This window comes from Paraburkholderia sp. PGU19 (assembly GCF_013426915.1).
Lineage (GTDB): Bacteria > Pseudomonadota > Gammaproteobacteria > Burkholderiales > Burkholderiaceae > Paraburkholderia.
Genome location: NZ_AP023180.1, coordinates 48,944 through 67,466, shown reverse-complemented (window position 1 = coordinate 67,466; position 18,523 = coordinate 48,944). Strand labels below are relative to the sequence as shown.

General features: G+C 61.6%; 12 protein-coding genes. 3 read left to right on the top strand and 9 right to left on the bottom strand.

The window, feature by feature from the left end; translation table 11 throughout:
* Positions 1-2 precede the first annotated feature (2 nt).
* The 3 genes from H1204_RS17910 to H1204_RS17900 form a co-directional block, all read right to left on the bottom strand.
* Positions 3-3,188 (bottom strand): efflux RND transporter permease subunit, encoded by a 3,186-nt coding sequence (locus H1204_RS17910; protein ID WP_180732076.1) that lies wholly within the window; start codon positions 3,186-3,188, stop codon positions 3-5.
* Between the two features lie 74 nt (positions 3,189-3,262).
* The gene (locus H1204_RS17905) at positions 3,263-4,573 is read right to left on the bottom strand and encodes an efflux RND transporter periplasmic adaptor subunit (protein WP_180732075.1); all 1,311 of its coding nucleotides are present in this window, start codon (positions 4,571-4,573) and stop codon (positions 3,263-3,265) included.
* Positions 4,574-4,606: 33 nt separating this feature from the next.
* Entirely contained in the window at positions 4,607-5,461 is an 855-nt protein-coding gene (locus tag H1204_RS17900) for an alpha/beta hydrolase (RefSeq protein WP_180732074.1), read from the bottom strand.
* A gap of 197 nt (positions 5,462-5,658) precedes the next feature.
* On the opposite strand from H1204_RS17900, the gene H1204_RS17895 reads away from it, so the two are divergent.
* A complete protein-coding gene (locus H1204_RS17895; protein WP_180732073.1) occupies positions 5,659-6,663 on the top strand; it encodes a LysR family transcriptional regulator in 1,005 nt (334 codons plus the stop codon).
* 173 nt (positions 6,664-6,836) lie between these two features.
* The gene (locus H1204_RS17890) at positions 6,837-7,145 is read left to right on the top strand and encodes a DUF4148 domain-containing protein (RefSeq protein ID WP_180732072.1); all 309 of its coding nucleotides are present in this window, start codon (positions 6,837-6,839) and stop codon (positions 7,143-7,145) included.
* Between the two features lie 203 nt (positions 7,146-7,348).
* Here H1204_RS17890 and H1204_RS17885 read toward each other — a convergent pair whose 3' ends face one another.
* The 4 genes from H1204_RS17885 to H1204_RS17870 form a co-directional block, all read right to left on the bottom strand.
* A complete protein-coding gene (locus H1204_RS17885; RefSeq protein WP_180732071.1) occupies positions 7,349-8,416 on the bottom strand; it encodes a purine nucleoside permease in 1,068 nt (355 codons plus the stop codon).
* 245 nt (positions 8,417-8,661) lie between these two features.
* The gene (locus H1204_RS17880) at positions 8,662-9,588 is read right to left on the bottom strand and encodes a cation diffusion facilitator family transporter (RefSeq protein WP_180732070.1); all 927 of its coding nucleotides are present in this window, start codon (positions 9,586-9,588) and stop codon (positions 8,662-8,664) included.
* Positions 9,589-9,630: 42 nt separating this feature from the next.
* Positions 9,631-10,692 (bottom strand): selenide, water dikinase SelD, encoded by a 1,062-nt coding sequence (gene selD, locus H1204_RS17875; RefSeq protein WP_180732069.1) that lies wholly within the window; start codon positions 10,690-10,692, stop codon positions 9,631-9,633.
* 137 nt (positions 10,693-10,829) lie between these two features.
* Positions 10,830-15,671, bottom strand: coding sequence for an NAD-glutamate dehydrogenase (locus tag H1204_RS17870; protein WP_180732068.1), 4,842 nt, complete (start codon positions 15,669-15,671; stop codon positions 10,830-10,832).
* A 658-nt stretch (positions 15,672-16,329) separates the two neighbouring features.
* Here H1204_RS17870 and H1204_RS17865 point away from each other — a divergent pair.
* Positions 16,330-17,025, top strand: a complete 696-nt coding sequence (locus tag H1204_RS17865; protein ID WP_243468708.1) for a hypothetical protein — start codon at positions 16,330-16,332, stop codon at positions 17,023-17,025.
* Here the strand turns inward: H1204_RS17865 and H1204_RS17860 are convergent.
* Both H1204_RS17860 and H1204_RS17855 read right to left on the bottom strand, forming a co-directional pair.
* On the bottom strand, positions 16,961-17,752 hold the full coding sequence (locus tag H1204_RS17860) for a hypothetical protein (protein ID WP_243468707.1): 792 nt from the start codon (positions 17,750-17,752) through the stop codon (positions 16,961-16,963). The two genes, H1204_RS17865 and H1204_RS17860, sit on opposite strands and share 65 nt — an antisense overlap.
* A 64-nt stretch (positions 17,753-17,816) precedes the next feature.
* Positions 17,817-18,359, bottom strand: a complete 543-nt coding sequence (locus H1204_RS17855) for a hypothetical protein (RefSeq protein ID WP_243468706.1) — start codon at positions 18,357-18,359, stop codon at positions 17,817-17,819.
* Between the last annotated feature and the right edge of the window lie 164 nt (positions 18,360-18,523).

The window sequence follows — 18,523 nt, the reverse complement described above, 5'->3', positions numbered from 1 at the left end:
CATCAGGCGTCCGTCGTATGCGCGACGAGATGCGGCGAGTCCTTTTGCGCGACGTGAATCTTGCCGCCCGCCAACGTACGCAACACCACGTAGAACACCGGCGTCAGCATCAGGCCGAACAGCGTCACACCCAGCATCCCGAAGAACACGGCCACACCCATCGCGTGACGCATTTCGGAACCCGCGCCGCTCGATACCACCAGCGGCACCACGCCCATGATGAACGCGATCGACGTCATCAAAATTGGCCGCAAACGCATGCGGCTGGCTTCGATTGCGGCCTGCAGCGGCGTGCGTCCGTCGTGCTCCAGTTCACGCGCGAACTCGACGATCAGAATCGCGTTCTTCGACGCCAGCCCCACGAGCACCATCAAACCGATCTGCGTGAAGATGTTGTTGTCGCCCTGCGTGAGCCACACCCCCGCCAGCGCAGAGAGCACGCTCATCGGCACGATCAGGATCACCGCGAGCGGCAGCGTCAGGCTTTCATACAGCGCAGCCAGCACGAGGAACACCAGCAGCACGCTGATCGGGAACACCCACAGCCCCGCGTTGCCCGCGATGATCTGCTGATACGTCAGATCGGTCCATTCGAGCTTCACACCCTTCGGCAACACTTGCGCCGCGATACGTTCGGCCGCTGCCTGCGCTTCACCCGACGAGAAGCCGGGCGCCGGGCCGCCGTTGATATCGGCCGCCGTGTAGCCGTTGTAGCGCACGACCATTTCCGGACCATACGTCGGCGTCACCGTCACCAGCGACGACAACGGCACCATGTCGCCATTCACGTTGCGTGTCTTCAGTTGCAGGATGTCGTCGGCCTGCTGGCGGTACGGCGCATCCGCCTGCACACGCACCTGGTACACACGGCCGAAACGGTTGAAGTCGTTCACGTACAGCGAGCCGAGATAGACCTGCATCGTGCTGAACACGTCCGTCACGGGCACGCCCAGCTGCTTCGCCTTCACACGGTCGAGATCGACGTTCACCTGCGGCACGTTGATCTGATAGCTCGAGAACGTCGGGCCGAGTTCAGGTGTCGTCGCAGCCTTCTTGACGAACGCTTCCGTCGCCTTGTTCAGCTCTGTGTAACCGACTGCGCCATGATCTTCCAGCTGCATCTTGAAGCCGCCGAGCGTACCGAGACCGAGCACGGGTGGCGGCGGAAAGACGGCGACGAACGAATCCTTGATCGCGCCGTATTGCTGGTTCAGCGCGCCCGCAATCGCACCCGCTGACAGCGCCTTGCCCTTGCGGTCATGGAACGGCTTGAGCGTAACGAACACGATGCCCGCGCTCGAGCTGTTCGTGAAGCCGTTCACAGACAAACCCGGAAACGCCACCGCGCTTTCGACGCCTGGCTGCTTCAGCGCGATCGCGCCCATATCGCGAATCACCTTCTCGGTGCGATCGAGCGACGCACCATTGGGCAACTGCGCGAACGCGATCAGATACTCCTTGTCCTGCGCCGGTACGAAACCGCCCGGCACGGCACGCGACACGAGCACCGTCAGGCCCAGCAGCACCGCGTACACGACGAGCATCGCGCCCTTACGCTTGAGCACGCCGTTCACGCCGCGCCCATAGCTTTCCGAGCCGCGATGGAACACCTTGTTGAAGCCCCTGAAGAACGGGCCCAACACGCGGTTCATCGCGCGCGTCAGCCAGTCTTCCTTCACGTCGTGGCCGCGCAGCAGCAGTGCCGACAAAGCGGGCGACAACGTGAGCGAGTTGAACGCCGAGATCACCGTCGAGATCGCGATGGTCATCGCGAATTGCTTGTAGAACTGACCCGTCAGACCCGTCATGAACGCGAGCGGCACGAACACGGCGACCAGCGTCAGCGCGATCGCGATAATCGGCCCGCTCACTTCCTGCATGGCCTTGTAGGTCGCATCTCTCGCGCTCAATCCGCTTTCGATGTTCCGCTCGACGTTCTCCACCACCACGATCGCATCGTCGACCACGATACCGATGGCAAGCACCATCCCGAACAGCGACAGCGCGTTGATCGAGAAGCCGAACGCGAGCAGCAGCGAGAAGGTGCCGACAATCGACACAGGCACCGCGATCAACGGAATGATCGACGCGCGCCACGTTTGCAGGAACACGATCACCACGATCACAACGAGCGCAATCGCTTCGAGCAGCGTGTGCACGACGGCTTCGATACTCGAACGCACGAACTGCGTCGGGTCATAGACGATCTTGTACTCGACGCCAGCCGGGAAGTCCGCGCTCAGTTCCTTCATCGTCGCGCGCACTTCGTCGGAAATCTGCAGCGAGTTCGCGCCCGGCGACTGGTTGATCGCCATTGCAACGGCCGGCTTGTTGTCGAGCAGCGAGCGCAAGCCGTATTCCGAAGCCGCGAGTTCGACACGCGCGATATCCTTCAGATACGTGACGGCACCATCCGGCGCCGTCTTCACGACGATGTCGCCGAACTCGGCCTCTGTTTTCAGACGTCCGCGCGCATTCACCGACAGTTGCAGCGGCGTGCCCGGCACGGAAGGCGATGCACCGATCACGCCCGCCGCCACCTGAATGTTCTGCTCGCGAATCGCGTTGACGACTTCCATCGCCGTCAGATTGCGTTGCGCGACCTTTGCGGGATCGAGCCACACGCGCATCGCGTAGTCACCCGCGCCCCACAGCTGCACCTGCCCGACGCCCTTGATCCGCTCCAGGCGGTCCTTGACGTTGAGCAGCGCGTAGTTGCGCAGATACGTCATGTCGTAGCGGTCGTTCGGCGAGATCAAATGCACGACCATCGTCAGGGTCGGCGAGCTCTTGATCGTCGTCACGCCAAGACGCTGCACGTCTTCCGGCAGACGCGGCAACGCCTGATTCACGCGGTTCTGCACGAGCTGCGTCGCGAGGTCGGGATTCGTGCCGAGCTTGAACGTGACCGTCAACGTCAGATTGCCGTCGCTATTCGCCTGCGACTGCATGTACAGCATGTTCTCGACGCCGTTGATCTGCTCTTCGAGCGGCGACGCAACAGCCTCGGCAATCACCTTCGGGTTCGCGCCCGGATATTGCGCGTGCACCACCACGGAAGGCGGCACCACTTCGGGGTATTCGGAGATCGGCAGCTGGAACACTGCGATCAGCCCGCCTAGCAGAATCAGGACCGATAGCACGCCAGCGAAGATCGGCCGGTCGATGAAGAATTTGGATATGTTCATGTGAAGCTCTTGATGTTGGAGCGCTTACGTCTTGTGCGCATGCATCGAAGGATGGGTGCCGGTTGGTCGACCGATCACGAATCCTTGCGCGCCTTCGTGCGCGGCTGCGCCTGTGCCTGCGTTTGCGTACCTTTCTGCGCTTGCGGTTCGGTGTGCTTCTGCTTCGTTCCGTCGAGCTGCGCCTGCTTGTCTGCCTGCGCTTCGTCGGCAACGGGCGCGCTGTTCGCGTCGCCCTCGCCCATCGGCACCATGTGCGTGCGGACCTGCGCGCCCGGGCGCACGCGCTGCGTGCCGTTCACGACGATGCGGTCGCCCGCGTGCAAGCCGCTCTTCACGACACGCAGATTGCCTTGCAGGTCGCCAGGCTGGATCTCGCGATACGCGACGTGATCGTCCTTATCGACCACGAACACGAACTTCTTGTCCTGGTCCGTGCCGATGGCGGCATCGTCGATCAGCAGCGCGCCATGCGGCTCGCTGCCGCCCACTTTCACGCGTGCATAGAGACCCGGCACCAGTGAACCATCGCTGTTGTCGAAACGCGCGCGCACGCGGATGGTCCCCGACGACGTATCGAGGCGGTTATCGACCGACTGGATCGTGCCCTTGCGCGAATAGCCCGACTCATTGGCGAGGCCGAGTTCGACGGGCACCTTGCTGTCGCCCTTCACCTGGCTGATGTACTGCAGGTACGTCTGCTCGTCGGCGTCGAACTCCGCGTAGATCGGCGAGACGGACACGAGCGTCGTCAGCGGCGCGGCGCTTGCGCCCGCGTTCACGACGTTGCCGAGCGTGATCTCCGCGCGCGACACGCGGCCCGCCACGGGCGCAACGATCTTCGTATAGCCGAGATTGATCTGCGCGGTTTCGAGCGCGGCCTGCGCGGCCTTCACGTTCGCGCTCGCCTCGCGCGCGGCGTTCTGCTTTTCGTCGTAATCGCGCTTGGCAATCGCGCTATCGCCGATCAGCCGTTGCGCGCGCTCCCAGTCGCTTTGCGAGTAACCCGCGCGCGACTGCGCCGCCGCCAGTTGCGCGGCGGCACGATCGACTTCGGCCTGATACGGACGCGGATCGATGACGAACAGCACGTCACCCTTCTTCACGAGCGCGCCGTCCTGGAAGTTCACGGACACGATCGTGCCCGACACAAGCGGTCGCACATCGACCTTCTCTACAGCCTGAAGACGGCCCGAATAGCTTTGCCAGTCGGTGATGGTCTTCTGCACAACAGTGGCGACGTCGACTTCCGGCACGATGGTCGGCGCGGATTGCGCCGGCGCGCGCGCATCGACGCGAATCGCGCCGAACGTGCCGAGGCCCGCAATCACAAGCACCGCTAGCGCCGCAACCGCCAGCTTCGAACGCGAGAGAGGAAAAACAGACATGACAGACTCCGGATTTAGTTAATAGAAGTTTGTTTATCGGAGTGCGCGCTCATCGAAGCGCCACTGGAAGAATCGAACCGCCTCGAGCAACGCCGCCGGATGATTGGCCAGCGCCGCGTGCGATACGCTTGGGTAACGGACCACCTGCGTCTGCACGCCCGCATCGATAAGATTGCTGGCGTACTTCTCCGCTTCGACGTGCAGCACGTCGTTTTGCGCGGTGGCAATCAGCGTCGCGGGCAAGCCGGCAAGCCGCACCGACTCGAGTGGCGCCGCATACGGGTGGATGCGTTGCGCTGCCTGCGGCAGATACGCGCGATAACAGGCCGCGCATTCGCTCGCCGTGATGTCCGAGCTCAGGCGCTTCTCGTCACCGAGACGCGTGAGGCTCGGATCGAGCATCGGTCCGAACAAAGCCTGCGCATCGATCCGCACATCCCCGCGATCGCGGCCGATGAACGCAAGGCAATTGGCGAGCGAGCCACCCGCATCGTGGCCCGCTACACCGATTTTCTTCGTGTTGCCGCCGAACGCCCGTGCGCGTGTCTGCACCCACAGCGCGGCGCGGTGTGCATCTTCGGGCGCAGCAGGAAACGGAAACTGCGGCGCGAGCGAATAGCCGACGGAAACGACGAGGGCCGGCGTGTGCTGGGCGAAATAGCGCGCGGCGTAGTCGGCTTCGTCAATGGAGCCGCGCACGAAACCGCCGCCGTGAAAATAGAGCAGGATCGGCAGACCGCTTTTCGCGGCGGCTCGCCGGTAAAGGCGCAATGTGATGTCCTGTGCGTACCCTTCGATCCGCACGTCGGTGACGTCGAGTAACGCGGCGTTTTCGCCGAGGCTCGCGCCAGACGGGACAAAGGTGTGACGCGGGTTGAATGCATCCATGTCGGAACAGCGCAATGCGCGAAGCTATCGAATGGTGCGAATTGTGGGACCAGCAGACTTCCAAATAAATGCCTATAATCCGGCAACACAATTCGGTGCACCTGAACAATCGAATGACTTTATTCGGCGCATTAGCCAATCGTTAAATGGCTGATGCGACTGCTTCACCAGTGCTCCGGCTCTTTCGGAGGTTTGCAATGGACCGACTCCAGGCCATGCAAGTGTTCACCCGGGTCGTCGACACCAATAGCTTCACCCGGGCTGCGGAAACGCTCGATCTACCCCGCGCTTCCGTCACGACGATCATTCAGAATCTCGAAGCGTTTCTCGGCACGCGCCTTTTGCATCGCACGACACGCCGTCTGTCGCTGACGCCGGACGGCGCCGCGTACTACGAGCGTTGCGTGCGCATTCTCGCGGACGTCGAAGAGACGGAACAGAGTTTCCAGAGCGGCAACAAGAAGCCGAACGGGAAGTTGCGCGTCGACATGCCGGGATCGATCGGCAGACTGCTCGTGATTCCCGCGCTGTGCGAATTCCACACGAAGTACCCGGATATCGATCTGCAACTCGGCTTGTCCGATCGCCCGGTCGATCTTCTGCAGGAAGGCGTGGATTGCGTGGTGCGGGTCGGCGCGCTGCAGGATTCGTCATTGGTCGCACGCAGAATAGGGTTATTCGAAGGCGTGTCGTGCGCCGCACCCGCCTATCTGGAGCGCGCGGGCATTCCTCAGACGCTCGACGATCTCGACCAGCACAAGGCGGTGAATTATTTTTCAAGCCGTACGGGCCGCGTCATGGATTGGTCGTTTCTCGTCGACGGCAAGGAAGTCGAGGTGAAAATGAAGAGCGTGGTGTCCGTCAACGACGCGGATGCATACGTGACGTGCGGCCTCGAAGGCTTTGGCCTGATCCAGCCGCCGCTCTTCATGGTGCTGCCGCATCTGCGCTCGGGCCAGCTCGTCGAAGTGCTGCCCGAGATGAAACCGCTGCCCATGCCGATCTCCGCGGTGTATCCGCATAGCCGGCATCTGTCGTCGAAAGTGCGCGTATTCGTCGACTGGATTGCGGAGATTTTCGATCGCTGCCCGCTGCTGAGCGGCCGCGCAAGCCTCGACAAGACCTGCACGCAACGCACGTTCGAGCAGAAAGAAACGGCGCCGGAATTCAAAACGCCTGTGATGTCGGAGTGGGTCGCATAGGCTGCCAGGCCTTTGTTTAAGGGACGATCGCGGCATCGCGCCGCGATTGTTCTGAAATTGCGACAATTCATTTCATGAAAGCCGGGTTTATCGCCCGCGCGTCAAAGCCTACATTTCACTCTGTCGCAACGCCGGACCACGACGGCGAAGCAAACGATAGGAGTGAATGAATCATGAAGCGCAATCTGCTGGCAGGTCTTGCTCTCTCGCTGCTCGTCAGCGCACCGGCATTTGCCGGCGGCGGCGGTGGCATCGGCCGCGCAGGGTCGTACAACGATCAATGGTGGCAACACTCGGCTGACGCATCGGCACCGAAGTCTCGCGCAGAAGTGCGCGCGGAAGTGACCGACGCGTATCGCGACGGCACGCTGCCTTCGCTGAACAAGACCTCGTATCCGGAACAAGGCCTGATTGGCCGCACGCAAGCTGCGCGCCTCGAAGCGCAAAGCGACGGTAGCGTGCGCGTCGCTCGCGGCCAGTAATCGTCATTCTATTTTTAGTCGCAGGAGTCGAACATGAGCCCATCGGAACTCGATGACTGGGCGGCGGACATTCCCGTCTGGACGCCCTATCGCTCGCACTAAGCGCGCGTTGGAAGATAGCGAAGTGTGTGTACTGCGCTCAATCGCATGAAAGCGATTGAGCGCTTTGCATTGGTGCTGATTTAACGTTCTTCGCTACGCCATCAGCGTTGCGGCACACCGTTGCGCCATTCGCCCCAATGCGACACGATGTCCTGAACGAGTGGATTGCCCGCACGGTACAGGTTCTCCAGCGCGATAGTGAAGCCGCCTTGCGCGGCGTAATTGAGCAGGTTGTCGGCGCTCGTCTGTCCGTCATAAGGACGATCGAAATCCGAACCCGCGCGCAATACCGCAACGCGATTCAAATCGACGCGATGCACGCTTGCCGCGCGCTTCAACGCTTCATAGGTCGAGTTGTCTTCCTGTTGCGTCGTGCAATAGACGCCCTTGCCGTCCGTGAGAATCTTCGTCCAGTCGCGCGCGCGTTCGCCCAGCTTCGTACCGGACCACCACGTATCGCCAGCTAGCGTGTCGCACTGAATGACAGTAGGCGCACGATTGGCGGGCGCATAGCTGTATTTGGCGCGCGCCGCTTGCGCCTGCGCGTTGTCGGACAGCACGACGTTGCGCGACAACGCAAAAGCCGTATCGGCAAGGCGTGTATTCAGCTGGAACACTTCCGTGCGGTAATCGAGTGGCGGCTTCTCCGAAGGGCTTTTCGTATTGATGCCGAGATAGCCAGTGTTCCAGCCCGGCGGAATTTCGCGTCCGTCGATTTCCCATTGAATGCCGAAGTCGACAAGGTACTTGGCCCACGCAGCGGAGCCGACCGTTCCTTGAATCGGATCGATGCCCGCAATGCCCGCCACCATGAAGTACGTATGCCGCAAATCGAAACGCGACGAAAACGCGAGCGCCATGGTCGACGCAGCGGCATTCGTATGGCCCATGCCCGTCGTCATTACGCAGATGTCCTGCCTGTTGCAATGGATATTCGGATAATCCGGTGAGAGACCCGCTACGGGAATGTCTTGCCACGGCCCGAGTTTATCGAGCCACACCTGCCCTTCCGGTCCGAACATCGAAATGATCATCACCTTGACGGGCCGGCCGTGCGATTCGCCGTTGCCTTGCGCAAAGCCGTCGTCCTGCGCATTCGCCAATGGCGAGACTGCCGTGCATGCGGCCAGTGCCAGAGCCGTCAATGCGCCTACCGTGCGAGTTACCATGACAAGTCCTTTCTTTAAGCTCGTTAAAGGATTGGGAATGGAATGCATGCCCTCGCGTAACAGGGCGGAGCTAAGTATAGGCGGCGTCGAATTGTTTTCCATTAGCTAATTCCACTTGTCATTTCAAATAGCTGATTCGCATAACTCGAAAAAGAACTGCAATACAAAAAGTGCACCAGAAACGAAAAGGCCCGCGAACGTTGCATCGAGCACATCATTCGCGGGCCTATGAATCAGGTATCTGCTTAATCGAGCGACGCCTCGGTTCTCACTCTCGGCACATCCGGCTCGAAGAACACCCACCGCACTTGCGGAAACGTCGCCTGCAAATCGGCTTCGACGATATTGATCGCGTCGACCATCGCGCGGCCGCTGTCGTAGTCGATCATCTCGGCCTGCACCGCGACGACCACATGACGTCCCCACTGCAACGTAATCAGATTGATGATGCTGCGTATCTCCTTGCGCGTGTGCAAATGCGCTTCGATTGCGCGCCGCACTTCCGGGCTGGCGGACTCGCCGATAATCATCGACTTGACTTCGCGCGCCACCAGAACCGCAATCACCATCAGCAACACACCGACGCCCACGGAACCCCACGCGTCAAACACGGGATTGCCTGTGATCATCGTCATCAGCACGGCGACGAAGGCGATCGCAAGACCGAGCAGCGCGGCCACGTCTTCGCCCGTGACGACGAGCAATTCCGATTCGCGCGTTTCGCGAAACCAACGCCACATCGACTTATCGGGATTGGTCTTGCGGATTTCCCGGATCGCGCCCATCAGCGAAAAAGTTTCGAGCACCACCGAAACACCCAGCACGCCAAGCGCGATATAAGCATGCGACAACGGCTCATGCGCCATCAGACGATGCACACCCTCATAAACAGAAAACACACCGCCAACAAAGAACAGCAGCAGCGCGACGATCAGCGAATAGAAATAGATTGCGCGCCCCGCGCCGAGCGGATGCAGCAGGCTTGCGGGACGGCGCGCCTGCTTAAGGCCGAACAGCAGCAATACCTGGTTGCCGCAGTCGGCTGTCGAGTGAATTGCCTCGGCGAACATCGATCCTGAGCCCGTGAACGCAGCAGCCGCGAATTTGCAAACCGCAATGCCGAGGTTCGCTGCCAGCGCGTAAAAAATGGCCTTCGGTGATTCTTCTTTCATAGGCTCTTCGAGTTGTCGTGAGGCAATTGGCGTGAGAAAGAATCAGACGACTTCGACGCGCGGTGCGCCATCGCGCAATTCACCGATTACCACCGCGCGATCGAAGCCGTCCGCGCGGAAGATAGCGAGCACGTCGTCGACGGCAGCGGGTGCGCACGACACCAGCAGCCCGCCCGACGTCTGCGGATCGGTCAGCAACGCGCGTGCCGTGTCGGGCAGCGAATCCCCGAGACGTATGTCTTCGCCATACGAAGCCCAGTTGCGGCCCGACGCGCCCGTAATGACGCCCGCCGCCGCGAACGCATCGACACCCGCAATCCACGGCAGATCCGCGTAACGCACGCGTGCCGTCAGTTGTGCGCCGCGCGCGAGTTCCAGCGTGTGACCGAGCAGGCCGAAGCCCGTCACGTCCGTCATCGCGTGCACGCCATCGAGTGCGGCCAGTTCGGTGCCCGGGCGATTGAGCTTGGTGGTGGCCGCGATCATCGCGGCATAGCCTGCCGCGTCGAGCTGATTCTTCTTGAGCGCCGCCGACAGCACGCCGACGCCGAGCGGCTTGCCGAGCACGAGCACATCACCGGCTTGCGCGGACGCATTGCGCTTCACGCGCTTCGGATGCACGACGCCGAGCGCGGCAAGACCGTAGATCGGCTCGACGGAGTCGATCGAATGGCCGCCCGCGACGGGAATGCCCGCCTGCGTGCACACATCCTCGCCGCCGCGCAGCACGGCCGCGATCACGTCGTGCGGCAACACGTTGATCGGCATGCCGACCAGCGCGAGCGCGAGAATTGGCTTGCCGCCCATCGCGTAGACATCGGAGAGCGCGTTGGTCGCGGCGATGCGGCCGAAGTCGTAGGGATCGTCGACGATGGGCATGAAGAAGTCGGTCGTCGCGATGATCGCCTGCTCGTCGTTCAGGCGATACACGGCAGCGTCATCCGAAGTTTCCGTGCCGACCAGCAGGTCCGGAAACGACGGCAGCGGCATGCTGCGCGTCAAAAGATCGGACAGCACGCCCGGCGCAATCTTGCAGCCGCAGCCGCCGCCATGCGAAAGGCTCGTGAGTCGGGGGACGTTGGAACTGACAGCGGATTCGCTCATGATGGTGAGGTGACGGTGGATCGATAACGGCTATTATCCGGCAATCCGCGAAAGCGCTGTCGAACAGGTCGCGCAAAGAGGAACGCGCCGTCGTCTGTGTGACGACGGCGCGTTGTGTCGAAGACAGTCGTGCTTGTCTAGCGGCGTTCGAGCGTCGCCATTTCCCGCACGATCACGAGCAGCATCGACAGGCTCGCGCCCCCCGCCGCGCGCAGGTCCGTCAGCAGCTGCGCATAGCGCGCGAGCGCGTTCTCGCGTTTCGCGCGCCACGCATCGACAACACCTTCCGCAGTCGTCGCCTCGGGCGCTTCCGTAAGCGCGCTCGTCGTCAGCACGCGCTTGAGCCGCGCAAGCTCGGCGAGCGCGGCGGCCCGCGCCATCACGTCCCAATGTGTCGATGTCGGCAGCGCCTCAGCGCGCTCGCCGATCCAGCCGTAGTTCAGTTGCGTGCCCAAGGCGAAGTACACGCCTGCGACGAGTTCGAGCCCGCGCTCGGTCGTCGAAGACACTTCCGCGATATCGAGCAGCGCAGCAGGTATGTCGCCGCTTGCCACGCGCACCGCCAGTTCGCTGTCCACGCCTGCATCGACGAGCACACGCTGCCGCTCGGACAACGCTTCCAGTTCCGCGCCGGGCAGCAGCATCGGCAATTGCGGCGCAAGCCGTTGCGCGGCATCGCGGCAACGCGCGATCAGTTCCGTCACGCCGCCGTCCTTCACTTCGCCCGACTGCAGATGCCGCAGGAACCACAGCGCGGCGCGCTCCAGCAGCTTCGTGATCTCAACGAACATGCGCGCCTGCACGTCGTCGGCGACGCGATTGTCGAGCGCGTCGATGTTGCGCCATACGTCGTTGAGATCGAACACGTCACGCGCAATCATGCATGCGCGCACGATGTCGCCGGGCTTTCCGTCGGTCTCTTCCATCATCCGGTGTACGAACGCACAGCCAACGCGATTCACCAGCGCATTGGTCAGATGCGTCGCGAGAATCTCGCGGCGCAGCGGATGATGATGCATCGGCTCGCTGAAGCGCTGGCGTAGCGGCTTCGGGAAGTACTCGGTCAGCATGCCCGCCACCAGCGCATCTTCCGGCACGTCGGTTTCGAGCAGTGCATCGTAGAGCCACATCTTGCTGTACGCGAGCAGCACCGCGCGCTCGGGCGAAGTCAAACCCTGCTTCGCGGCAAGACGCTCGTTGATCTCATCTTCGGACGGGAGAAATTCGATCACGCGATTCAAGCGGCCTGCGCGTTCCAGATAACGCATCATGCGCATTTCGGCGTCGAACAGTTCGGCCGCATAGCGGCCTGCAATCGACAACGCCTGCGTTTGATAGTAGTTGTCCTGCAATACGAGCAGGCCCACTTCCTCCGTCATTTCCGCGAGCAATGCATTGCGCTGCTTGTCCGTCATCTCGCCATCCGCGACGACGAGGCCAAGCAGAATCTTGATGTTCACTTCGTGGTCCGAGCAGTCGACGCCCGCGGAATTATCGATTGCATCGGTATTCATGCGGCCGCCGCGTTGCGCGAACTCGATACGCCCGAGTTGCGTGAGGCCCAGATTGCCGCCTTCCGCGACCACCTTGCAACGCAGATCGCAGCCGTTCACGCGCACCGCGTCGTTGGCCTTGTCGCCGACCTGCGCATGCGTTTCCCGGCTCGCCTTCACATAGGTGCCGATGCCGCCGTTATAGAGCAGATCGACGGGCGCCTGAAGAATCGCGCGCACCAGTTCCGAGGGCGCGAGCGCGGCGGCCGTGATGCCGAGCATCGACTGCACGGCAGGCGAAAGCGGAATCGTCTTCGCAGTGCGCGCGAACACGCCGCCGCCTTGCGAGATCAGCGCAGGGTCGTAATCGGCCCAGCTCGAACGGTCCAGATTGAAGAGCCGTTGACGTTCGGCGAAGCTCGTCGCGGGATCGGGGTTCGGGTCGAGGAACACATGGCGGTGATCGAACGCGGCGATCAGGCGAATATGCTGCGACAGCAGCATGCCATTGCCGAACACATCGCCCGACATGTCGCCGACGCCGACCACGGTGAAGTCCATCGTTTGCGTATCGACGCCCATTTCGCGGAAGTGGCGCTTCACCGACTCCCACGCGCCGCGCGCGGTGATGCCCATTTTCTTGTGGTCGTAGCCGACCGAGCCGCCCGATGCAAATGCATCGTCGAGCCAGAAGCCGTATTCCTGCGAGATCGCGTTCGCGTAATCGGAGAACGTGGCCGTGCCCTTGTCGGCGGCGACGACGAGATATGGATCATCCGGGTCGTGCCGCACGACGTCAGGCGGCGGCACGATCTGGCCGCCCACACGGTTATCGGTGAGATCGAGCAGCCCGCGCAGGAACGTCTGGTAGCAGGCAACGCCCTCGCGCATCCAGGATTCGCGATCAGTCGGCGGCGGCGGATTCTTCACGACGAAACCGCCCTTCGATCCCACCGGCACGATCACGACGTTCTTCACCATCTGCGCCTTCATCAGCCCGAGCACTTCCGTGCGGAAATCCTCGCGACGGTCGGACCAGCGCAAACCGCCGCGCGCGACACGCCCGCCGCGCAGATGCACGCCTTCGACACGCGGCGAATACACCCAGATCTCGAACATCGGCTTCGGCTCGGGCAAGCCCGGCACTTTCGCGGGATCGAACTTGAACGACAGATAGGGTTTCGGCTTGCCGCTCTCGTCGCGCCGATAGTAGTTCGTCCGCTGCGTCGCGTTGATCACGCCAAGGAACTGGCGCAGGATGCGGTCTTCGTCGAGATTCGGCACTTCATCGAGCGCGCCTTCGATCGTCTTCAGCAGCCGCTCGACGCGCGTCTCGCGCGCCGTGGCAGGCGACGGATCGGACCGCGCGATGAACAGTTCGACCAGCATGCGCGCGATGGCGGGATTGCCCGTCAATGCACGCTCGATATACGCATCGCTGAACGTCGAGCCCACCTGTCGCAGATACTTCGCGTAGGCCCGCAAGATGATCACTTCGCGCGCGCTCAGTTGCGCGCGCAGCACGAGGCGGTTGAAATTGTCGTCTTCGATATCGCCTGTCCAGACCCGCTCGAACGCATCTTCGAACAGGCCCTTCACGCGCTCGATGTCGAACTCGGTGTCGTCGGCCAGTTCGAGGCCGAAGTCGTGAATCCACGCGGGCGTGGCGCCCGGCGCTTCAATCAGATAAGGCCGCTCTTCGTCGACGCGCACACCCAGATGTTCGAGCATCGGCAGACTGCGCGACAGCGCGATCGGATCGCCCACGCGATACACCTTGAAGCGGAACGCGCGCGGCCCCGCTTCGATCGGCCGGTACAGGTTCATCGCGATCTGCTCGGTGCCCTGCACACGCTCGATCAGCTCGATATCGCGCACCGCCGTGCGCGCCGGATAGTCGTCGCGATAGCCGGCCGGGAACGAATCCGCATAGTGCTGCAGCAGGCGGTTGCCCTGCTCTTCGCCGAACGCGTCGAGCAACGCGTCGGCGAGATCGTCCTGCCAGCGGCGCGACACCTGAATGAGCCGTTGTTCGAGTTCGCGCGTATCGACATCCGTCATTGCGCCCGGCTCGGCATGCACGACGAAATGAATGCGTGCGAGTGTCGACTCGGACAGCAGCGGCGTGAACTCGACGTTCGTGCCGTTGAACGCGCTCATCAGCAGCCTGGCGATACGCCGGCGCAAGTCGGTGTTGTATTTATCGCGCGGGACGAAGGCGAGGCACGATACGAAGCGGTCGAAACGGTCGCGCCGCACGAACATCCGCGTGCGCTGATGCTCCTGCAGGCGCAGCACGCCGATCGCCGTATCGTAGAGCTCGTTCTCGTCGGCCTGGAAGAGTTCATCGCGTGGATACGTTTCCAGCACCGTCACCAGCGATTTGCCAAGATGCCCCTTCGGCAGAAAACCCGCTCGCCGCACGATGTTCGCGCATTTGCGCCGCACGATCGGAATCTCCGAAGCGGACGTCGTATAAGCCGTCGACGTATACAGCCCGATAAAGCGCCGCTCGCCGTTGATCTTGCCGTCCGGCCCGACGAGCTTCACGCCGACATAGTCGAGATAGCCGGGCCGATGCACGGTCGCACGCGAATTGGCCTTGGTCAGGAAGATGGGCGTCGCGCCCGCGATGATGTCGGCGGCGGCGGCCGGCAACGGTGTCACTTCGGACGCGCCCTGAGGCCGCAACGTTTCGCGCAAGATGCCGAAGCCCGAGCCCGGTACACCGCGCAAACCGTACTGGCCGTCGTGCGTGACGAGTTCGTAATCGCGCTGGCCGAGAAACGTGAAGTGGTCCGCGACCATCCATTCGACGAAGGCGCGCGCTTCGACGCCTTCCGGGCTCGTCTCGCGCGCGGCCATGTCGCGAATCGTCGTGCGCGCTATGTCGACGATCTTCGGCCAGTCTTCGACGGCGGCGCGCACGTCGCCCAGTACCTTCGCGATCTCGTTGCGTAATGCATCGAGCTTCGCGGCATCGCCGCAGCGGTCCACTTCGAAATGAATGAACGACGCGAGTTGCGAATGGCCGTCGTCGCTCGATGCGCCGCCGGGCGCGATGCGCTCGATGCCGCCGTCCTTGCCGCGCCATATTCGAAACACGGGGTGCAGCACGGAGTGGAGCGACAGACCGAGACGGTTGACTGCCATTGAAACCGAGTCCACCAGAAACGGCATGTCGTCGTTGACGATCTCGATGACGGTGTGATCCGAGTGCCAGCCGTGCTGTTCGAGAATCGGGTTGTAGACGCGCAAACGTTCGCTGCCCGGCACGAAGCGTTGCGCCGTTTGCCAGTGCGCCATCGCGGCGCCGTAGAGATCGGCGATGCCGCGGCTTTGCAGATCGTCCGCATCGGCGAAATCGTAGTAGTGACGCAGGAATGGCTCGACAGCTGCGAAAGCGGGCTCGGGCAATCGTCCTCGCGCGAATTCGACGACATCGTTGAGCAGATGGGCAACGGCTTCTTCGTTCTTCGCTTGCATGACGTCCTCCGCGACGGGCGACAATCGATTGCATAGACTGAAGCGCATTATGCACCCGTTGAGCCGAAACGGATTGTGCACGCGCACATCGCGCATGCTTGCTCGCGCCTGTGACAGAAGCGTGTCGATTGAAGGTACGCACAGCGGATCAAGCACCTCGAAGCCCCATGAATAATGCTTCACTCTGTTGGCTAACCATCACAGGCCAGGGTTCTTCTTATTAGCTTATGTAGCACTGATGCGTTAGGCTTTTATGGTCCGCAATAAAGCCATAGACGATCATTTTTTTAAAGACCTTTATTGCGGATGCATAAAAACAAGTTGGAAATAGATAACAATAGCGAATCACGGTTTCAATACCGATGCCATTCGCGAGCATGGAGACGCTCTTGAGTCACGCAAAGCGGTCATACGAAGGGGTTGCTTCATGCCCAGCACAACGACTGACTCGACGTGTCGATGCCGCTGGCCTGTTGTCGAGGTGTCCCGGGGTAGAAGCTGCAAGCCTGACATGGAGAACAGACCCATGAAGCGCGAGCCATTTCGACATGTGCGGACGATCAGTTATGCAACGATGCTTCTCTTTTACGTTGAAGCTCATGCGCAATCACTTCAAGATCAAACCGCACAAGAAAATATCGCAACCCTTCGCCAGGAATTGAACAATCGGATAAAGGAACTCGATGCACTAAAGCGCAAAATCGCGGAAGAAGAAGCGCAATTCCAGCAATTGAGCAAGGCACTCGATTCACGCATGCTCGACGTGACGCGCGGCACGGGTCAACCCGGCTCGGGCGCGGCGCCCGCTACAGGCATTGCGCAGAACGCGGCAGCAGGCGGCAATCCAGACGCAGCACCCAATGCCACCGACGCCGCAACAGCCGGCGCCGCGACGGGCGCCGCACCTGCGCCCGTGATCAACATGGCGCAAAACGCAGGCGGCGAGCAACAGGTCCAGCCTGTCGGCCAGGCGCCCATCTCCGACACCGCACCGCCCGCCGTCGCGCCGATCTTCGATCAGCCCGGCGTGCTCACGCCGAAGAACAAGTTCGTGCTCGAGCCTTCGTTCCAGTTCGGCTATTCGTCGACGGACCGTGTCGCGCTGGTTGGCTACACGATCATTCCCGCCCTGCTGATCGGCCTGATCGACGTGCGCGAGATCAAGTCGAACTTGCTGACGGCCGGCCTTGCCGCGCGTTACGGCATTACGAACCGGATGGAAGTCGAAGTGCGCGTGCCGTATGTCTATTCGACCAACGACACCGTCAGCCGCGAGATCTTCACAGGCTCTATCTGGGCCGGACCGAATTCATCAATGCGTTGTTCAAGGTCGCGCCCAGATTCATGCTCTTGAATAACCCCAACGAATTGACCGATGCATTGATCGTCGTCAGCGTCTGAATGTTCTGGTTGCTGAGCGTGTTCTGAATCACCGCACCCGACAGGCCCTGCACCGCGCCCTGCTGCGCGACATTGCCGCCACCGTTTTGCAGCAGCGACCCGATGTTCGCCGAAGCGGGTGCCTGCGCCTGCTGCGTCGTCATGTTGCTCAGGTCCGGAATATTGAAGCTGGTCTGCGTGACGAGATTGCCGTTCACGACTGCCATCCTCGACACGCCGAACGAGACCTTCAGGCCGTTTGCCACATCGAAGCCGCCGCGCATCGTATCGAGTTTTTCTTCGCTGATGGCGACTGTTGTTTTCGATGACCAGTTCGGATCTTCTGTGTCCGCTCTTGCCTTGACTTCGTGACCGCGGTCGGGGGGCGTCTCGTTGCGCGACGCTTGAGGCACGACAATGGGCGCCGCATACGAAAGCGGTGCTTTGACCTGTGCCTGCGCGGGCGGCGCGGCGCGTTCCTTGATCTGCGGTTGCCCGGCCGTTTGCACCGATGTATTTGTCGAAGCCATCGAATCGTTCTGCACGCTCTTTGCCGTCTGCGAGACTGGCACGGCAATCGGCCTCGCATACGAAACCGGCGGCTTGACGATCACGCGCTCATTCGCAACTGGCGCTTCGTGCGCGGGCGACACGGGGGGCGGTGTCGGCGTTGCATCGAGAGTCAGTTGTTCATGCCGCATCAATTGCGCGTGCGCGCGTTCTTCTACTTGCTGTGCGCGCGGCGCTTCGGCCTTTTCATTATTTTCACCTCTGCGCGCGACAACCGCGATCGGTGCCGCATATGACACCGGAAACGGTTTGACGGGCGCTTCGGCTTCTTGCGCGAATGCGGGCTCTATGGGCTCTATAGGCTCTATGGGCTCTCTTGCCGCCGGACGCCCTGGAATTGCCGCCGTCGCCGGCATAGGCCTTCGAGTTGCCGCCATCGCCAGCTATGGCCTTGCCGCCATTGCCGCCGCGTCCGCCGTTCGCATTGCCGTCGTTATAGGCATGGTTGCCAATGCCATAGACGCTTACGCCCGATACAGACCCGGACAGACGGCTCGCTGCGACGATCTTGGTGCTGTTGAACGAATCCTGCGCGACCTTGGCACCCGTCGTAATTTCATTTGCGTTATTGCCCGTGGTGCTGGTTTGAGCGGATGTCTCCGAGTTTGTCGATGTGTTGCTCCCGCTGTATGACTTCTGGTTGCAGGATGAACCGCTATCACTGCATGGGTTTGCCATTGCGTAACCGCTGCAGCCCAAGGCGATGACTGCTGCGGACGCCAGTAGAGTTTTGCGCATGGAATCCTCCTGGAGGAGATGGGGGGCGGGCTGGCAGACTGCACCAATCCGGACCGCCGTGTCGCGTAGGCGATGCCATGCATGTAAGGCTTTTAAATTTAAAGAAATTTCACATTTCCCGTGATGCGTAATGGAAAGATGAGGGTAATTACCTACATTTGATG